The organism is Formosa sp. Hel1_31_208, from assembly GCF_900104785.1.
Taxonomy (GTDB): Bacteria; Bacteroidota; Bacteroidia; order Flavobacteriales; family Flavobacteriaceae; genus Psychroserpens.
The window spans coordinates 857,254-876,728 of sequence record NZ_LT629733.1 but is presented as its reverse complement, the minus strand read 5'-3'; the positions used below and the strand labels follow the sequence as shown (position 1 = coordinate 876,728).

Below are 19,475 nucleotides of genomic sequence, written 5' to 3'. Positions count from 1 at the left end.
CAAACATGATTATTTTATTTGATGTGGTGCTTTGAGAAGATCGTTAACTGTTTTTACAGGATTAAAAGTAATTAACGGAACCTCTACAAAAATCGTATTCCAATTAGCCATACTGCCATTCCACAGGCCAGGAAGTTCTAGTGCTTTAAGGTCCTTACCCGTTTTTGTTTTCATGGTAATAAATGCCGTTTTAGGGTCTACAAATTTCCGAAGGTCAAATTTTTCACCTTTATGATTCTTTATTCCACACACTAAATCAACCGGATTAAAATGTGTGGCGTTCTTTAAAATTTCCTTTTGACGCTTACTCTTTTTATTAATTTGAGCCGATTCAACAATTTGAAGCGATATATTTCCACTTTCGTCTTTGACCCAAAATGGCCCACCTCCCGGTTCACCTTCATTCTTTACCATACCACATACGCGGATTGGCCTATTCAACTTTTCCGTCAAGTACTCAATCTGATATTTAAGGGAATACTTTTCAAATTCTGAACTTATCTTAACATTCATTTTGTTTACTAAGAACTCAGCAATTTCTATAAGTTGATTTTCAGATAAATCACCGTTATCTAGCAAATCTAAATACTTAAAAGCTTGTTTTTGAACCTCAAAGAGAATCCCTGCTAGAACTTTTTTGTATTTAGCAACTTCCTCTTTATACTTATAAGTTACCACATTATCTATGTTTTTAATAAAGATAATATCAGCTTCTAAATCGTTTAAATTTTCTATTAAAGCACCATGGCCAGAAGGTCTAAACAGTAATGTGCCATCATCATTCCTAAAGGGTTTATTCTTGGGAGTTACCGCAATTGTATCGGTAGATTCTTTTTGATAAGAAAAAGAAATTTCAAATCTTGAATCTGTTTTTAGTTCTACTTTTTCTTCAATCCTTGTAAATTCCTCATCAAACTTATGTTCATGTTTTTCTGAAATCGTAAAATGTAATTTGGTCGATTCATCATCAGAAGAGTACAAAGCCGATTCATATAAATGTTCACCAAAAGCGGTTGCTACCAATTGATTTTTATAAAGATGAAACGGGAGCAAACCTTTAGGGTAATTACCATAATCTAACTTATCCTGATCTAACATCATTTGAACAAACATTAATCCTTGCTCATTAAGTGATAGGCTATCAAAATTTGGATATTTTTCTTGAAGGTGTTCCTGAACAATATGAAAAAATGGAAACTTCTCAATACCAATAAAAAAAAGGGATAAATCTTTACTCTTGTGCCTATTTATATAAGAATTAATACTTTCTTTCCTAACAGAATACTCATCTAAAAACTCAAATAAAAAACTGAACATTCTAGTTGCTGCACCAGAAGCTGGAACAAACTTTAAAATACATTTTTCTCCTTTTGTTTTGTCGAATAATGAACTAAAATATGATATTTCATCTGGTTTCAAACTAAGAATCCCATTTCCAATGGTGGCTTCAGAAACTAAGTTTGAAAAAGGAAGACCATTCTCGAAAAGGGCGATTTGCTGCTCCACTTTTTTCAAGCTCAACCCTTTACGCTCAATTTGTTTTATATCTTTTTCTGAAAAATTCAATATGCTTTTTTTAAAAGTTCATCAATGTATCTTTTACAAGTATTGAGTCGTTCTTCAAAACTACCTTTCACCGTAATAAATGGTTTTTTAGATCGCTTCAATATCTGTTCAAACCTCTTATACATTTGTAATCGATTATTGGGCTTGTCACGAATACCATCGGCTTCCCATGCGATGTCAATATAAGTTAAAAAATACAAATCGTAAGTGTTTTCCAAGGCCTTTTTTTTGACAATTTCAGGACAAAATCCGTTATAATAAAACTCCGAATAAACTTGAGTCTCAAGAAGATCTGTATCACAAATTAAAAGTTTATTAGCGCTTTTTAATTGTTCATTCTCCTTTTGTATTTGTCCGATGGCAATTGGCAAGACATCGTCTTTTGTTAGCGGCAAGTTTTGTTTGGATTTGAGTTCAGCATAATAACGAGAAAACTCCTCAACATAGGTCGTTTCATAGTAATCAGCAAGAGCTTTTGCTAAAGAGGTTTTCCCTGTAGATTCTGGACCATATAAAACGACTTTTATACAGTTTGTGTTTCTATCTGAGATTTGTTTAAGCTTTTCTTCCATGCTAAATAACCTTGTATTGCTACAATGGTAAATATTAAATATTGTAATGACAACATTCCCCAACCTCTATAAGCATATAGTGGTACTGTGATAATATCTGCAATAATCCAAAGCGTCCAGTTCTCTAACTTTTTATTAGCCATAAACCACATTGCAGTAAAAAATATCCCAGATGTAAAAATATCAATATAATTAGAAGAATCAATCGCTGTTCCGTATCCTTTATAAATAAAGTATGTGATTAGCATTGTAAGTAAAAACATTCCGAATCCGATCCATTTTTCTTTGTTGTTGGTTCTAGAAATTGGCACTACATATGTATTGTCTTTTTTTCGCGACCAATTCCACCATCCGTAAATACTCATAACGGAATAGTAAAAATTCATCATCATATCTCCCATGAGCTCATCATGTAAAAAAATATAGACTGTAATTACTGTAGCGACGAGTCCAATTGGGTATACTAAAATATTCTCTCGCTTGGCATATATCACACTTGCAATACCAAAGAAGAATGCTATTGCTTCAAGAACTATCAAATGGGTTGCTCTATTTTGATAGGTTTCAAAAAAAAACTCAAAAATGTGGTTCATACTCGAATCTGTCAGATTTTACTACCTTCATATGTAACAAGCCATTTTCAATGAGCTGAAATGCCTCTTTTATTTCGACTGTTAGTAGCTTCATTACTTCATCATAATCGCCATAGACTTGAGTGCTTAATGGGTTTTCAAGCACGTTCAAGTTGGATGCACGCAATTGTTTTATGAAATGAATAATTGCCGGCTCATACTCATCTTGTAACGGACTCAATGTTAATTCTACAGATATGTTCATAGCACTAATTTTAATTCCTCAAAAAATGTGTCGTCGTCTTCAAATGCCGTGCCTATCACAACAAGATCGGCTCCAGATTGGTATGCTATTTCCAATTCTTGCGCAGTTCTAATACCGCCACCAACAATCAAGGGTATATTTAATTCATTTTTTACAGCACAAATAATTTCTGCTGGTATTGGTTGTAAGGCGCCACTTCCAGATTCAAGATATATCAATTTCATCCCGAGAAGTTCGCCTGCTTTAGCAGTATCAATAATTTGCTGAATATTTTGACGAGGTATTGGTTTTGTTTGTGTTACTTTTTCAACAGATGTTTCTTTTCCATTTTCAATAAGAACATAGCCTGTTGGAATCACCTCCAAGTTAGAATGTCTGAGTTGAGCCACCGCCGATATATGCTTCTTTATTAAATAATCAGGGTTATCTCCCGAAATTAATGACAAGAACAGTAATGCATCTGCATGCTCACTAATTTGAGTAATATCTCCAGGAAATAAGACGATTGGTAACTTCGTGTGTTTTTGTAATTCAAAAACCAATGCTTCAGTAAGATGATCTTCTACAGTACTACCACCAACAAATATATGCGTGGCCATTGAAAGGTTAACCTTTTGAATAAATGCCGAAAGCTGCTGGAGTGCCATCTTATCAGGATCAATTAATATAGCAAGCATTTTTTTTCCTTCGAAAATTGAATATAATATGTTATGGTAGATCTCTTTCATTCAGGCCGTAACGAAGGCGCAAGTAAAGCCTTCAAATTCTAAAAAATGAGTATTGTACCTGTACTTTTTGTCCTTATAATCAATCCATGCAACAGTTTTTGCATCAGACAACATAAAAGGTATCACCAAAAAATGTTCACGAAATAACATGCCCGGAGTAGCAAATAACTTATATAACGATTCTTTTATACCCCAAATGACTGTAAGTTTCTTAATATATTCGTTATCATCATCGGATAAATAATTAAACTCATAGTCTACAAATTTCTTCGCGATGATCGCAATTTTATCTCTCTGCATTTCAATATCAATGCCCACCTCCGAGCGACTAATAATTACGCCTGAAAACGTGAATGAATGTGTAATTGAAATATGCTTACCATCTTTTAAGTGTGGTTTGCCGTATGCATCGTAATACAAATCTTGATCGGTATATCCAAAATCCCGCAATAAATGGCGCACACTTAAAAATCCTCGCTGATGCAGTTCGCTTTTCATTCCTAAAACACGTTCCAAACTATTGTTCTTTAAATCTAAGGGACCTAATAAATCCTCATACGACTCTGTAATCTTCCATATTTTGACAATGGTTTCTTCGTTTAGGTGGATAGTTTTATATAATGGCATTTAATTATCTGAAACTTAATGATTATCTTTGCAGCGCCTTTGGCAATACAACAATTAGACAAGCGAATTTAACCAATTTTAAGCTCTAAAGCCAAAGGAGTAATAGAATTAAACATTAAGAAAGTTAAAAAAAGACAAATGGATAAAACCACAACTTACGTACCGTACAAAGTAAAAGACATGTCTCTTGCAGATTGGGGAAGAAAGGAAATTGAATTGGCAGAGGCAGAAATGCCAGGGTTGATGAGTCTTCGTGAAGAATATAAAGATTCTCAACCATTAAAAGGTGCTCGAATTGCTGGATGTCTTCATATGACCATTCAAACGGCGGTATTAATTGAAACACTAGAAGCTCTCGGTGCAGAAGTGACTTGGAGTTCTTGTAATATTTTTTCAACACAAGACCAAGCTGCTGCTGCAATCGCTGCTGCTGGAATTCCAGTATATGCATGGAAAGGTATGACTGAAGAAGAATTTGATTGGTGTATTGAACAAACATTATTCTTTGGTGAAGATCGTAAACCACTAAACATGATTTTAGATGATGGTGGTGACTTGACTAATATGGTTTTTGATCGATATCCAGAATTAATGGAAGGGATTAATGGTCTATCAGAAGAAACGACTACAGGAGTTCACCGTTTATACGAACGCATGAAAAATGGAACATTATCAATGCCGGCGATTAACGTTAACGATTCGGTTACTAAATCTAAATTTGATAATAAATACGGTTGTAAAGAAAGTGCTGTAGATGCGATTCGTCGTGCTACAGATATTATGCTTGCAGGAAAACGTGTAACAGTTTGTGGCTATGGAGATGTTGGGAAAGGAACAGCTGCTTCTTTTAAAGGGGCAGGAAGTATTGTTACTGTTACTGAAGTAGATCCAATTTGTGCTTTACAGGCTGCTATGGACGGTTTTGAAGTCAAACGTTTAGAAACCGTTGTTGGAAACACAGATATCGTAATAACAACAACAGGAAACAAAGACATTGTTCAAGGACAACACTTTGAAGCTATGAAAGACAAAACCATTGTATGTAATATTGGTCATTTTGATAATGAAATTGACATGGCTTGGTTAAAGAAAAACCATGGTAATACGCATGTAGAAATCAAACCACAAGTAGATAAATATACTATTGATGGTAAAGATGTTATTATTCTTGCTGAAGGACGTTTAGTTAATTTAGGATGTGCAACAGGTCATCCAAGTTTTGTAATGAGTAACTCATTTACAAACCAAACGTTAGCGCAACTTGAATTATGGACTAACAAAGATGCATACAAAAATGAAGTCTATATGTTACCCAAGCATTTAGATGAGAAAGTAGCAAAATTACACTTAGCTAAAATTGGTGTTGAATTAACTGAACTTCGTAAAGATCAAGCAGATTATATTGGAGTACCTCAAGAAGGTCCATTTAAACCTGAATATTACAGGTATTAATAAAAGCCTGATTTGCAGGAATTTGAATGACAAAACTAAACCCAAACACTCATTGAATGTTTGGGTTTTATTTTTAAAATGGATACATTAAGACCTTGATATTGCTGAACAAAAAATTATGAGTTTACAAAACTTAAATCTCGCGCTTACTAATTTAGAGCCTCACATTGAAAACCATAGTGTTTCTAACTTAAAAATTTCTAAAGGAAATCTCGCTTGGCATATAGACCACAGCCTTAAGGTGGTTAATACTGTAATTATTGCGCTCCAAAAATCTGATCCAAATTCGTATAAAAATAATTTTAGTTTTTTGGGAAAGCTATTCTTTAAACTTGGTTTCTTTCCTAGAGGAAAGGCTAAAGCTCCAAAATATGTTAAACCTCCAGAAGTTATCCTAAAAGAGGATCTTATCTCACAAATGCAACGAGCTAAGGCTAATGTTGAAACAATATCTAGTTTAGACAAGAACGCTTATTTCAATCACCCATTATTTGGTAATATTAACACAAAAAGAGTCACCTATTTTTTAGCACTACACACAAATCATCACTTAAAAATTATAAATGATATTGTCATGACATAAATATCTCACCTATCTAGAGTTGTAAGGTTTTTTTATTTGCGTCTTATCTTTCTTTCAAAATATGGTATTTGTATATTTACTTTATGCAAATCACACCAAAACTTAACAATATAGAAACCTCAATTTTTTCTGTAATGAGCGCTTTAGCAAATGCGCATGATGCTATTAATTTATCTCAAGGATTTCCAAATTTTAAGAGCGACCAAAAGTTAATTGACGGAGTTTCAAGAGCCATGAATTCAGGTTACAACCAATATGCGCCTATGGCTGGAAGTTTAGAGTTAAGAAAAGCCATTTCTAAAAAATTTGACATTCTATATAATTCAAGTTACCATCCAGAAACCGAAATTACAGTTACGGCTGGTGCAACACAAGCTATTTTCACCATCATTTCAACTTTTGTAAAACCCAATGATGAAGTCATCATCTTTAAACCTGCCTATGATTGTTATGAACCAGCCATAAAACTAAATGGAGGAGAGCCTATTTCTATTGCACTTGAAGCGCCCAATTACCTCATAGATTGGAATCTTGTTGAACATAGCATTAATAATCAGACCAAAATGATCATTGTGAATACACCTCACAATCCAACAGGAACTGTGATGAGTGAACATGATATGCTAAAACTTCAAGAACTCACAAATGAAACAGACATCATTATACTTAGTGATGAAGTTTATGAACATATCATTTTTGATGCTGAGCAACACCAAAGTATCTGTAAATTTCAAAACTTAAAAGAACGCAGTTTTATAACGGCATCTTTTGGCAAAACCTTTCATAACACAGGTTGGAAAATCGGCTACTGTTGTGCGCCTAAAGACTTGATGGAGGCCTATAGAAATGTACATCAATTTAATGTGTTTTCGGTTCATCACCCATCCCAAAAAGCATTTACCGATTATCTGAAAGACTCTAGTCATTATTTAAATTTACCCGATTTTTTTCAAGAAAAACGGGATACATTTTTAAGCCTTATTAAAGATTCAAGATTTAAGTTCACCCCTTCTAAAGGCACTTATTTTCAAGTACTCGCGTATTCAGATATTACAACTATGAATGACGTTGAATTCGCCAAACAATTGACCACTAAAAATGGTATCGCATCCATTCCATTATCCGTTTTTTACGATAATAAACAAGACCATAATGTACTTCGTTTTTGTTTTGCCAAAACAAATGAAACTTTAAAACAAGCAGCAGATATATTAAACAGAATTTAGGCCATTATAAACCATGCAAAACGAATTAAAAATAGCACTCATACAATCTGATCTAGTTTGGGAAAACCCAGATGAAAACAGACGTCGTTTCACTGATAAAATAAACGATATGACTGAGCCTGTCGATCTTATTGTATTGCCTGAAATGTTTACCTCAGGATTTACAATGAATGCCAAAGGCGTCGCTGAAACGATGACTGGTACCACTGTATTATGGATGCAAGAATTAGCAAAACAAAACAAGGCAGCTATTACCGGAAGTATGGTTATTAAAGAAGGTAACAGATATTATAACCGGTTGCTATTTGTTCATCCTGACGGTAAAATTGACACCTATAATAAACGCCACACCTTTACCTTAGCAGGCGAACATCACGTTTATCAAACTGGTGAGAATCATACTATAATCACTTATAAAGGCTGGAGTATCAAACCTCTTATTTGTTATGATTTACGATTCCCTGTTTGGGCTAGAAACGTTGAAGATTACGACCTCTTACTGTATGTCGCCAATTGGCCTAAGGTTAGAATCTCTGCTTGGGATGCACTTCTAAAAGCTAGAGCTATAGAAAACATGAGCTATTGTATTGGTGTGAATCGCGTTGGTTTAGATTTTAATAACCATGAATATTCTGGACATTCTGCAGCTTATGATGTATTAGGAAAACAAATAGATACAATTCCTTATGATAAAGAAGTTATAGAAATTGTCACTTTAGACATGGCTCATATTAAAGCAAACAGAGACAAGTTAGGGTTCTTGAATGATAGAGATGATTTTAATCTAGAATAAACTCAATTACAGGATCCCAATTGGCTCGAGTTTCCTCAATTATTTTTGAATAGCTTATACGTTCAGGTTGGATTTGTTTCAAGTAATTTCCTGTATCCCATTGCCTATTGCCATTGGTGTCAAATATCACACGAATGAAATAGTTAACCGGTGCAATGGCCTTAAAATCAAATGGTCGCGGTTCGTCAGCAAATTGCTCATATTGTAATTCACCCCTTTCATTCACAAGCTGTATTATTATTGGGTAAGAATCCACATTCTTTAATGTGACTCTTAAGTTAGAATAATCGGCATATGTTTTTGTTCTTGCATTATGATTTATAGTATCATTTACATTTCCGAAGAAATCTTCTACTGCTCCAGGAAGTATCTGCACAAGGTATTTTTGAGATTCTTCTTTTTCGAATTGAAAACTATAGGTATTAGATAATTTATCAAATGTTGTTTCAAAAGAAACTTCGAGTGAGTCTTTGTTTAAAATTGTGACCTGCTTTTTATCAAATTTTTCAATAGGAATATTTGCTTCAATTCTAATGTCTTCATCAAAAGCTAAAGTGCTATTAGAGGCCACTTTAACGATTAATGAATCTCTATCAATAGATCTAAAACGATGATTTAGGGTGTCGACAAAAGCTTTATTTTTAATTACGAATTTTGCCGAATCCTGTTCAATCTTAGGCTTGTACCAATAATAAAGGGTATCCGACTTGGCATCTTTAGTAAGGCGTGTTTGAAATCCATCTGGCTTATCACCAAGAAGCTCAATATCCATATCCTTGTAATCCCCTTCATAGCCAAAAGCTATTTTTTGTCCGGCAACTTGCTTTGGGCGTTTAACATCAAATTCAAGAATTTCTTTAAATAGTTTTATGGTAAATAAAGAGTCTGTAGGAGCTGTTATAAATCCTTCATAAAAGCCAATTTTATCGCTGTCTTGCTGAAATGTAAAATTACCATTCTCGTCTTTTAAAGCCACTAACTTATACGCACCAGGCTTGATGTTATCAATACTAAAAGTTGTTATACTATCTAAGGTATTGGTAATATATTTTGGTTTTTCTTTGTATACAATAGAATCGGTATATGTACTGTCTTTTTCATATAACATGACGGAAACGAAGGATTCGGCTTTTCTGTCTTCTGCATCTAAAATTTGACCTTTAACAGACAACGAATCAATATAATCACCTGTTGAAAACACATATCTATAATAATCATAAGGATTCTCCTCATTATTATCGACAATACTTTGCCCGAAATTAAACGCATACGTCGTATTATCGTCTAGTGTATCATTAATAATAATTTTAATGTATTTACTGGCCGAACCCATTGGAGTAATTGTTGGTTCAGGATCCATTGGAGGTGAAATAATAAGTTGTTTTTGAAGATTCTTCACTTTGACATATTCATCAAAATAAATTCTGATTTCTTCTCCTTTAAAGTTAGTTGAAAAGTTCTCAGGGCTAGATTTCACAATAACTGGAGCCTCTTTATCTTTTGGGCCACCAGCAGGGTTGCCGCGATTAGCACAACCAATGAGCATTGCAATGATTGTAATTAGTACACCTCCTTGTAAACTTTTTTTACACATTATCCGTTCAAATTTCAACAAATTAACAACTTATTTGTTCGATACTCAAAACAATTAACGTGGTTTTGACAGGTCTAGTCTGTTATTGCGATAGTTGCCAGGCTTAATGTAATCCCTTCAATTTCCAATAACTGATTTGCGCAATCTTCAACCGTTGCACCAGTTGTAATTATATCATCGACCAGTAATATGTGCTTGTTTGCTAGGATACTCGCGTTAGTGATTTCAAAATTACTCTGTTCTAAGGTATTTCGTTTTAGTCGATCTTTAAATACCTGTGTTTTAGTATTGGTCGTTTTTAATAATGTCGAATTATTAAACTCTGCATTAAGTGCTGAGGACAAGGCTTTTGCAAATTTATCAACCTGATTATAGCCTCTAGATTTCAACTTTAACCTGTGCAATGGCACTGGGATAACAACATCAATATCAGCATAGCTTGGTACTAACTTCAATTCTTCTCCTAGCCATTCCCCTAATATTTGACCAACTTCCTCATGTCCCTTGTATTTAAGGTTATGCAATAATTGTTGTACAATTCCTTTCTTTGAAAAATGAAGTAACGCTGTTGCGTTTTCTAATTTTACACGTCCATAAAGTGATTTATGAACCTTGTTGTCTTTATCATCATGAAAACTTGTCAAAGGTAGTTGATGGCGACAATTCGTACAAATATGCAATTCATTATCGCACAAATGATTACTACATGCTAGGCAGATCTTAGGAAAAAATAAGTTTAACAAGTTTTTTATCATTTCAACGATTAAAATCAATTTTCGGATTCATATTCTTTAGTTTCGCAAAGTAAAATAACAATATTAATAATGATAGTTAACCCTCAATCATTTAACTACAGATTAATTATTGGTTCTTTAATAGTGGCAGTTGCCGTTTTGACTGTTTTTAGTTTTACGAGTTTTCAATCCATTAGAGCTCATGAACAATTTTTAGAACAAGAAAAGAAACTCGTTGAAAGTGAATTATCCCAAATGATTACACGCTATGATGATGTTTCAATTTCTAATGATCTGATTTCTTCTCAACTAGAAGATGCTAAAAGAAACACCAAACTTACTTTGGATTCTCTTAGGGTCCTTCGCAGCGACTTAACCGTCCTCTCAAAATATCGTCAACAATTATTCAATCTTAAACTTAAAAATAAGGTTTTATTTAAAACTGTAGATTCTTTAGATGCTGTAAATCAAAATTTAATGACTGAAAAGCTAGTGGCTTACAACGAATTAAAAAAGCAACAACTCGCTAATACTTCATTAGAAAAAGAAAAAAGAGACCTTGAAAAAAGCATAGAGAAAGGTGCATTATTAACTGCTAATTCCTTTAAGGCAAAAGGTTATGAGAATTTCTTCGGAGCAAAACGATCCAGTGCAAAAGCCAAACGTGTTCAAAGTATTGAAGTATGTTTTACACTCGCTGAAAACGCATTGACCATCGCTGGAGAAAAAGAACTCTATGTTCAAATCGTCAATCCGAAAAATAATGTAGTTGCTGATAAAGGCGCCATTAATTTTGGAAGCAATTCATTAATTTATAGCGCTAAAAAAGTTATAAATTATTCTAATGACGTGGTTGATGTTTGTTTAGATATTGATGCCGATATTGATGAGCGACCGCTTTTTCCAGGCACCTATTATATCTCTATTTTTCACAAAGACCGAAAACTTGGAAGTACAGAAGTTAGACTTAAATAAATTATACAACATAAATTATTAAAAACCGCTCTGTTAATTGGAGCGGTTTTTTATTTTTGCATCATGGCAAACGAAGATCAATTCAAAAAAGTAATCTCTCACGCAAAGGAGTATGGTTACGTGTTTCAAAGTAGTGAAATCTACGACGGATTAAGTGCAGTATATGACTATGCACAAAATGGAGCAGAACTCAAAAAAAATATTCGCGACTATTGGTGGAAAGCCATGGTTCAATTGAACGAAAACATTGTTGGTATTGACGCAGCAATTTTCATGCATCCTACCACATGGAAAGCTTCTGGTCACGTTGACGCATTTAGTGATCCTTTAATTGATAATAAGGATTCTAAAAAGCGTTATCGAGCAGATGTTTTAGTAGAAGACTATTGTGCTAAAATTGAAAATAAGATTGATAAAGAAGTTAAAAAAGCCGAAAAACGCTTTGGTGACTCATTCAATAAAGAAGAATTTATAAGTACTAACGGAAGAGTTGTTGGATATCAAGAGAAAATTGACAGCATTCTAAAGCGATTAGGTCAATCTTTAGAAAAAGAAGACTTAGTAGATGTAAAGGCATTAATTGAAGAATTAGAAATCGCTGATCCACTTTCGGGTTCTAGAAACTGGACAGAGGTCAAGCAATTCAATTTGATGTTTGGAACTAAGTTAGGGGCCAGTGCAGAACATGCTATGGATTTGTACTTACGCCCTGAAACTGCTCAAGGTATTTTCGTTAACTTTTTGAATGTTCAGAAAACGGGACGTATAAAGATTCCCTTTGGTATTGCACAAACGGGTAAAGCCTTCAGAAATGAAATTGTTGCAAGACAATTTATTTTTAGAATGCGTGAATTTGAGCAAATGGAAATGCAATTCTTTATCAAGCCAGGAACTCAAAAAGAATGGTTTGACTATTGGAAAGAAAACCGCATGAAATGGCACTTGTCATTGGGTTTGGGAGCGGAGAACTATCGTTTTCATGACCACGAAAAATTAGCACATTATGCCGATGCCGCTACAGATATCGAATTTAAATTTCCATTCGGTTTTAAAGAACTAGAGGGCATTCACTCACGTACTGATTTTGACTTAAAACAGCATGAAGAGTTTTCTGGTAAAAAATTGCAGTACTTCGATCATGAAGACAATGCCAGTTATACACCATATGTGCTGGAAACTTCAATTGGTTTAGATCGGATGTTTTTAGCCATATTCTCGAACGCACTAGAAGACGAAACTCTAGAAGACGGAAGTGTAAGAACCGTTTTGAAATTACCCGCAGTACTGGCGCCTACTAAAGCAGCAGTTTTACCATTAGTAAAAAAAGATGGCTTGCCTGAAATCGCCAAACAAATTGTAGAAGATTTAAAATGGGATTTCAATGTCATTTATGATGAAAAAGATGCTGTGGGAAGACGTTACAGAAGACAAGATGCAAACGGAACACCTTTTTGTATTACAGTAGATCATAACACTAAAGAAGATCAAACAGTTACGATTCGTCATAGAGATACTATGGAGCAACAACGTGTTAAAATTGATGATTTACGCAGTATCATTAAGAATGAAGTAGATGTGAAGCATTGGCTTCAAAAAATGAAATAATCCCTAATTTAAAAATAGACTCCAAATCTTAAAGCTCTCATGATATATCATGGGAGCTTTTATCTGTTTACAAGTTCAATTAAAGCTCCTAATCACATAAACCTTGTATCACCCACTTTGTCTAAAATCAAAACAATTATATAGACTTTATACTATAAATAACCTCAATTTCTATAATATTGTTTCTTATTCTCACAAATTTTAATTTTTACTATAAAATTTTAACACAATTTAGTATTTTGCCTACTGAATGAAACTAAATATTTATTGCAATTGACAGTTATTAGAAGATGCGTTTTTACATATGTGTTACTATCTATGTGGTTCTTCTCACAGGGCCAAATTGCTTTTGAAAATAATGCTAATAATCTCGGTGTTAATTATACCGTCGGAAATCCGTATTTAGGCAGTGGTGTTGCATTTGTTGATTTTGATAATGATGGTTGGGATGATTTGTCCTTCGCCTCTGGAAATGGACAAAATCTTAGGTTTTATAAAAACAATAATGGAATCTTTGTCCCTGTAACCTTAAACATTGGGATTATCAGCCATGAAACAAAGCAATTAAATTGGGTTGATATTGATAACGATGGTGATAAAGACCTATTTATCACGAGCAACACTATTGGCAATAAGATTTTTGAAAATTTAGGAAACTTAAATTTTAATGAAATCACAAACTCTTCCGGACTTCCTATTGCAAATGTATACACGAATGGGGCGGCTTGGGCAGATTATAATAATGATGGTTATCTCGATGTTTTTCTGAGCAATAAAGGTGCAACTGCTGATATCATTATTCCTAATTATTTATATAAAAATAATGGCGATGGTACTTTTACCAATGTCTCGAGTATATCTGGGATTGATGCTAATAGTCATCAAACCTTCTGTTCCGTATTTTTAGACATTAATAATGACGGATGGCAAGATATTTACACGTCAACAGACAAAGCCTATAACCTCAATCAACTTTATAAAAATAATGGTGATGGCACTTTTACAGAAATTGGATTTGCATCTGGCACCAACTTAGCTTTTAATGCTATGAGTGCGACGGTTGGTGATTATAATAACGATGGCTATATCGATATTTATGTGACCAATGGAGGCAATACTGCCTTATTAGTTAACAATGGTAATGAAACATTCTCAAATCAAGCTGTGCCCTCTGGTTGTGAACATGGCGGATTTACTTGGGGCGCTGTTTTTTTAGATGCCGATTTAGATGCCGATTTAGATCTTTACGTGAGTAGTTCTCTTTTCAATAACCCCTCCATTAATACATCTGTGTTTTATGAACAAATGAGTACTGGTGTGTTTCAAATCCCAAATAACGCTGGGTTTATTGGTGACGAAAAGCAAAGTTATTGTAATGCCATTGGTGATATCAACAATGATGGTTATCCTGATTTGGTAGTGACTAATACTAATAATCAAAGTATTGACCTTTGGGAAAACCAAAGTACAACCACAAATCATTGGCTAAAGGTAACTTTAGAGGGCACTACTAGCAATCGAGACGGTATTGGATCATTTATAGAAATCTCATTAAATGGACAAAAACAATACCGACAGACACAATGTGGAGAAGGGTATCTCACGCAAAACTCATCTGCCGAATTCTTTGGTTTAGGACAAAATACTTCTATTGACTATATTAAAGTCACTTGGCCTAGTGGTATAGTAGATCTCATAGAAAATATTAATGTAGACCAAACCGTTAACATTGTAGAAAATTCTACTACCTTATCACTTAGTGATGCCGATACATTTGTAACCGCCGTGTACCCCAATCCTGTCAGTAATACTTTGACATTGCAATCGGAAAGTCTCATTTCAGAAGTGACACTATTTAATACATTACAACAACAAGTGCGGAAGTATTCTGTTTCTCAGGTCAATTTTGAGCTAGATGTTTCAGATTTAAATGCTGGCATTTATTTCTTACATATGACCTATAGCAACAATCAATCTCAAATTAAAAAAATCATTAAACGCTAATTAACTTATTACAAAATAGGTTTGATATCAACTAAAGTCTATTAGAAACGATAACCAACTGTAATCCCTCCTTTTACCACAAGGTCATAACCCGATTCATCTGAGTTGAATAAATTACGGCCAATTCCAAGTCCAATTTCTCCAATAAAACCGCTCTTTGTAACCCATTTACCTCCTAATCCTATACCTAAAGCAAAATCTGTGACATTCTCTTCTTCAAGACCTGTAATATTCCCAAAATTATCAAAAAATATAGCGCGATTGTCTTTTACAGAACTCAGCATTCCAAATCCTTCTATGAAGAATCCCGCAGCATAATTCTGACCGAAATAGAGGCGGTAATATGGTGAAATATAATAGTTGAGATCGGTGTCTAAATCGTCATCAAAAACAACAAGAGCATTTAATCCTAGAGCAGATTCTTCATTTAAAAAATATTCATAAGATATATCAAAGCCTCCAAGAACTAAAGAAAGGGCATTGAGTTTAAGTTCATGCGATGGATAGTTTACTTCTGGGTCTACGGTATTTTCCTGAGCAAATAATGACACTGAAAACAATAGAGCAAGCGAACATAAAATTGATTTTTTCATAAAAGATGTAGTTAAAAGTTAATGTGAACTAGAGTAACAATTATGATACCAGTGTTAAGATGCAAGTATAATGAAAAGGTTGCGTAAGAAAAATAGTAATTTTCGAATTAAAAATAAGCTTTTAATTGTACAGTTCCAGTATGAATGGTTTTACTGGTTTCTGTTTTTCTACCGAAGTAATTCAAATTCAAATCTAGAAATTTGGTCAATTTCTTTTGTACTAATAAAGTCCAAGTAAAATTGTTTCCTGGTTGTAAGCCTTCTAATATTTGATACGCTACTGGTGTATTGGCATTTCCACTAAATTCATTCTTAAAGAAATTTACTTCTCCTGTTAATGCTATCTTATTAGCATTATTGTAGGTAAATGAAAGTCCGTAATTATTTTGTAACAATTGCTCAAGTTCACCAATGGTATTATCTTTAGATGTGTATTGATAAAACATATCGAAACGCGCGTTCTCATTGAAAATATATGACAGCTTGGGTTGCAAACGTAGTTCCTCTAATTTGAAGTTTCTCGTCACAAAATTCTCACTAGTACTTTCATTGGTCTCTAAGCTAGATTGTAAGGTCATTAACCAGCTTTTAGCAAACTTATGATTGAATTGTAATTGATGACTTTGTAACTGATTTTCCTGAAATCCTATTGACAGTGTCGTTCGGTTTACATTAGACAAAAAGGTATATGAGGTGGTGTAATGTTGTTTTCCTCGATTAAAAAAAAGTACATTTCTCACACTTTTGTTCAATGCTAATTGATTTTCTTCATCTGTCGCAAAGGGATTTAAATCGAAGTTATCACCTACTCTTCTGTTTTTTCTGTCAATTAAATAGGAGGTTTGGTTATAAAAGTGCGACCAGAATTTCTTAGTTTTATTTTCGGAGGTTACCCACTGTTGCGGATTGATTGTCAAAGTTTGACTAAAACGATTTTGATGGGTTTTTACAAATACTTGATTAGGCAGTAATACACGAATAAAACTCCCTTGATCAGAAAATTGTGCTAGTTCAAATTCATTGAGTTCTTGAATTCCATTGTCGTTGTAATCTATCCAGGCATAAGCCCCTTGTCCAGGCTCTGCTTCTACATAGGTGAAATCTTGTTGTGCTAACGTTCCTGAATTAGTCTCAAAGACAGTATTCCACAACACTAAATTATTCCAGAATTTTTGATTGAAGTTCAATCGAGAATTTAAAGAATTCTCATCTTTAATGGCATCATCTTCACTTTTTAGAGTCCGGTAATTGGCATAGATTCCGATGTTTGTATTTTTATTCTGAACAATGCGCGACTTTACATAATAGGTGTTGGAAGTATTAACGCGCTTGATTTGATTAGCTCTCAAACTATCATTGACTCGGTATTTATAACCCACTTCAACAAAAACACCAGTACTGTCACCATAGCCTGTAAAAGCCTCATATGAGGTAAATCGCTGACTTATATTGGTTAATAAATTTGTTTCTTTTTCACGCTGTTCACTGTCTTCTAAAGCGATTTTAGCACCAACCCATTGTTTCTTAAAGTTATAGGTCAAGCGGTTAAAAGAACGCACAAAAGTAGATGTTGAAACGCTACTAGTATTACTCAAGAAGCTAGAATTTGAAAAAATATTAAACTGATTCAGTTGTAAATTAGCCAACAAATTATGACGATTACCATTAAAGTTTTGAGAATAATTTAGGTGTTCAAATTTATAGGATGCTAATCCTTTCTTAGGATGAACAAGATCCACTCCTGAGGTTAACAAGGCCTGATTCCCTGATGGATTTTCCAGATTCCAGTCACGGTTAAATTCAGCTCTATATAAGCGTTGGATTGTTGTGAAATTCTTATTAATAATATCTGCATCAGCAAAGGCATTCAAATTCCATAAACTATCTGTTTTTATAATGCTTTGATTGACGCGTAATTTGGCTGCAAATCCATCATTATCGCCATCATCTAAATTTGAAAATAAATTAATATCGTTTCTACTTCCCGCCAATTCTAAAAACACATCCGTTTTTTCCGTAGGCTTATAGTTACCGCTTAATACTACTACTTGAAGTTTTTCAGGAGGTGTTAAGCGCACTATTGGTTCATAATTTCCTTGTGGTATATCATTTATTGGAGCTATATATTCAAAGATATTTTCCACAGCATTACTATTAATCAAGATATAATTTCCTTGATTAGGTCCGACCAAAGAAAAACGCACACTAAACAACTCATCATCTGGATTGTTAGAAAATATAAATATTTCAGTGGCACCAATAAGTTCCTTTCGGTATAAAATTCTATTTTCATCAAAAGCCTGCGCCACATCAGAGGGTGCCACCATGAGAGAAGTATCATCACCCGCATTGGATAGAATTTCAACCTGTTCGGAAGATAAGTTTTGCTGTAAAGGTTGGTTTTTAGCATCGGCTTCAGAGTAAACCGATACCCCAAGTTTTAATTTTTCAGTTTCATAGGTTCCACCGCCATACACCGTAAATCGAGAATAATTACGATCACTAAACTGATAGTCTACTGTAATTCGCATTTCCGAAGTAATTGGAAACGTAGAATTGAAAATAATCTCACCAGCATTATAATCGATAATATAATCCCTGTTTTCACCACGTTCAATAGGTACACCGTTAACATACACCGTTTCACTTCCAGAAACAATCAAGACGAACAATTCATTATTGGGTCCTGTAAGTTTATAGGGGCCTTGATTACCTTCCTGTGCAATAAACTGGCTCGTAGTAAATTGACCACGCACCAGAGCTCCAGAGGCAAAAAGATTTGTTTTAGAGTCGTCTCCATTGATATTAGCACTCACTTGCAACCCTTGTACACGTTTGGTAAAGCTGGCAAAATAACTATTGGTATTTGTTAAGTCAATATCTCCAGCTCTAATGTTCCAATCGTCACTAAAGAGTTCAATAAATACCTGATCAAATTCATCCAAACGCTGCGAATAGCCACTTTCTTGTAAAGGTATATTGGCATCTTGGATAGATGCTCTTAACGATACTTTATCGCTCAGTTTACCTGAGATTTGCAGATCTAGCTCACTATTTAATACTGAATTTTGATTATTCCCTAAGGTAACCCCTCTAGAAATACTACCTGTGGTAGTCAAACCATCAAAGGGTTTAAAGGTGCGATCGAGATTAGATTGGTTGAGTTTGTATAGCCGTTGAAGATTATTAGTATTATCAACAATAATTTTGTCGTCTAATTGAAAATATTTCCGAGTTAAAAAATCAGGATAACGCAAATAGCTTACTTCTACGGAATCGAGTTTAATAGGTGTTTTAAATGTGAGTATGGCTTTTGCAAAATCGACTTTATAATATGAGGTGTCAATGGTGGTTTTATCTTTCCGTTTCAGAATAAAAAAACTAGAGTTGATACTTACAGTGTCTATTGTAATAGAATCGCGAACCGCTATTTTTTTTGTTCTATAGTTAGTGCTGCCTTCCTGTGCTAAAGCGCAAAAAGACATAATAAAACAAATAAGTGTTATAGCAAATTTCATCCAGTATATAAACTTGTAAAGACAGAAATTATTTTATGGTTAAAATGCCCTTAAAATAATAGTGTAAA

General features: G+C 33.9%; 17 protein-coding genes. 7 read left to right on the top strand and 10 right to left on the bottom strand.

Annotated features, from left to right (window positions below; genetic code table 11):
- Positions 1-9: 9 nt before the first annotated feature.
- Genes BLT57_RS03735 through BLT57_RS03710 form a run of 6 tightly spaced genes read right to left on the bottom strand, consistent with a single transcriptional unit; the run spans position 10 to position 4,330 of the window.
- A complete protein-coding gene (locus BLT57_RS03735; RefSeq protein ID WP_091422470.1) occupies positions 10-1,566 on the bottom strand; it encodes a DUF4301 family protein in 1,557 nt (518 codons plus the stop codon).
- A complete protein-coding gene (locus BLT57_RS03730) occupies positions 1,563-2,138 on the bottom strand; it encodes an AAA family ATPase (protein ID WP_091422469.1) in 576 nt (191 codons plus the stop codon). Before BLT57_RS03730 ends, BLT57_RS03735 begins: the two co-directional genes overlap by 4 nt.
- On the bottom strand, positions 2,090-2,731 hold the full coding sequence (pnuC, locus tag BLT57_RS03725; protein WP_091422466.1) for a nicotinamide riboside transporter PnuC: 642 nt from the start codon (positions 2,729-2,731) through the stop codon (positions 2,090-2,092). Before pnuC ends, BLT57_RS03730 begins: the two co-directional genes overlap by 49 nt.
- A complete protein-coding gene (locus tag BLT57_RS03720; protein ID WP_091422464.1) occupies positions 2,715-2,975 on the bottom strand; it encodes a hypothetical protein in 261 nt (86 codons plus the stop codon). Before BLT57_RS03720 ends, pnuC begins: the two co-directional genes overlap by 17 nt.
- Positions 2,972-3,703 carry a geranylgeranylglyceryl/heptaprenylglyceryl phosphate synthase gene (locus BLT57_RS03715; protein ID WP_091422462.1) on the bottom strand — a complete coding sequence of 244 codons (732 nt, stop codon included), beginning with the start codon at positions 3,701-3,703 and terminating at the stop codon, positions 2,972-2,974. Before BLT57_RS03715 ends, BLT57_RS03720 begins: the two co-directional genes overlap by 4 nt.
- On the bottom strand, positions 3,704-4,330 hold the full coding sequence (locus tag BLT57_RS03710) for a 4'-phosphopantetheinyl transferase superfamily protein (RefSeq protein WP_091422461.1): 627 nt from the start codon (positions 4,328-4,330) through the stop codon (positions 3,704-3,706).
- A 138-nt stretch (positions 4,331-4,468) separates the two neighbouring features.
- Here BLT57_RS03710 and ahcY point away from each other — a divergent pair, with 138 nt between their 5' ends.
- From ahcY to BLT57_RS03690, 4 genes are all read left to right on the top strand, one after another.
- Positions 4,469-5,782, top strand: coding sequence for an adenosylhomocysteinase (gene ahcY, locus BLT57_RS03705; RefSeq protein WP_091422458.1), 1,314 nt, complete (start codon positions 4,469-4,471; stop codon positions 5,780-5,782).
- 118 nt (positions 5,783-5,900) lie between these two features.
- Positions 5,901-6,365 (top strand): DUF1569 domain-containing protein, encoded by a 465-nt coding sequence (locus tag BLT57_RS03700; RefSeq protein ID WP_091422455.1) that lies wholly within the window; start codon positions 5,901-5,903, stop codon positions 6,363-6,365.
- Between the two features lie 83 nt (positions 6,366-6,448).
- On the top strand, positions 6,449-7,591 hold the full coding sequence (locus BLT57_RS03695) for a methionine aminotransferase (protein WP_091422453.1): 1,143 nt from the start codon (positions 6,449-6,451) through the stop codon (positions 7,589-7,591).
- 13 nt (positions 7,592-7,604) lie between these two features.
- The gene (locus BLT57_RS03690; protein ID WP_091422451.1) at positions 7,605-8,384 is read left to right on the top strand and encodes an amidohydrolase; all 780 of its coding nucleotides are present in this window, start codon (positions 7,605-7,607) and stop codon (positions 8,382-8,384) included.
- Here the strand turns inward: BLT57_RS03690 and BLT57_RS03685 are convergent.
- Together BLT57_RS03685 and BLT57_RS03680 are read right to left on the bottom strand one after the other, a co-directional pair.
- Entirely contained in the window at positions 8,371-9,978 is a 1,608-nt protein-coding gene (locus BLT57_RS03685) for an Ig-like domain-containing protein (protein ID WP_091422449.1), read from the bottom strand. The two genes, BLT57_RS03690 and BLT57_RS03685, sit on opposite strands and share 14 nt — an antisense overlap.
- Positions 9,979-10,052: 74 nt before the next feature.
- A complete protein-coding gene (locus BLT57_RS03680) occupies positions 10,053-10,622 on the bottom strand; it encodes a ComF family protein (protein WP_369825397.1) in 570 nt (189 codons plus the stop codon).
- A gap of 180 nt (positions 10,623-10,802) precedes the next feature.
- Between BLT57_RS03680 and BLT57_RS03675 the strand changes: the two genes are divergently transcribed.
- The 3 genes from BLT57_RS03675 to BLT57_RS03665 all read left to right on the top strand — a co-directional run bounded on the left by BLT57_RS03675 (position 10,803) and on the right by BLT57_RS03665 (position 15,296).
- Positions 10,803-11,687: a hypothetical protein gene (locus tag BLT57_RS03675; protein WP_091422447.1), complete on the top strand. Its 885-nt coding sequence runs from the start codon at positions 10,803-10,805 to the stop codon at positions 11,685-11,687.
- A gap of 63 nt (positions 11,688-11,750) precedes the next feature.
- Positions 11,751-13,292 carry a glycine--tRNA ligase gene (locus BLT57_RS03670; protein ID WP_091422444.1) on the top strand — a complete coding sequence of 514 codons (1,542 nt, stop codon included), beginning with the start codon at positions 11,751-11,753 and terminating at the stop codon, positions 13,290-13,292.
- A gap of 318 nt (positions 13,293-13,610) precedes the next feature.
- Positions 13,611-15,296, top strand: coding sequence for an FG-GAP-like repeat-containing protein (locus tag BLT57_RS03665; RefSeq protein ID WP_091422441.1), 1,686 nt, complete (start codon positions 13,611-13,613; stop codon positions 15,294-15,296).
- Between the two features lie 41 nt (positions 15,297-15,337).
- Here the strand turns inward: BLT57_RS03665 and BLT57_RS03660 are convergent, their stop codons facing one another.
- Together BLT57_RS03660 and BLT57_RS03655 are read right to left on the bottom strand one after the other, a co-directional pair.
- The gene (locus tag BLT57_RS03660) at positions 15,338-15,889 is read right to left on the bottom strand and encodes a hypothetical protein (protein WP_091422436.1); all 552 of its coding nucleotides are present in this window, start codon (positions 15,887-15,889) and stop codon (positions 15,338-15,340) included.
- Positions 15,890-15,996: 107 nt separating this feature from the next.
- Positions 15,997-19,407, bottom strand: coding sequence for a hypothetical protein (locus BLT57_RS03655; RefSeq protein ID WP_091422433.1), 3,411 nt, complete (start codon positions 19,405-19,407; stop codon positions 15,997-15,999).
- Positions 19,408-19,475 lie beyond the last annotated feature (68 nt).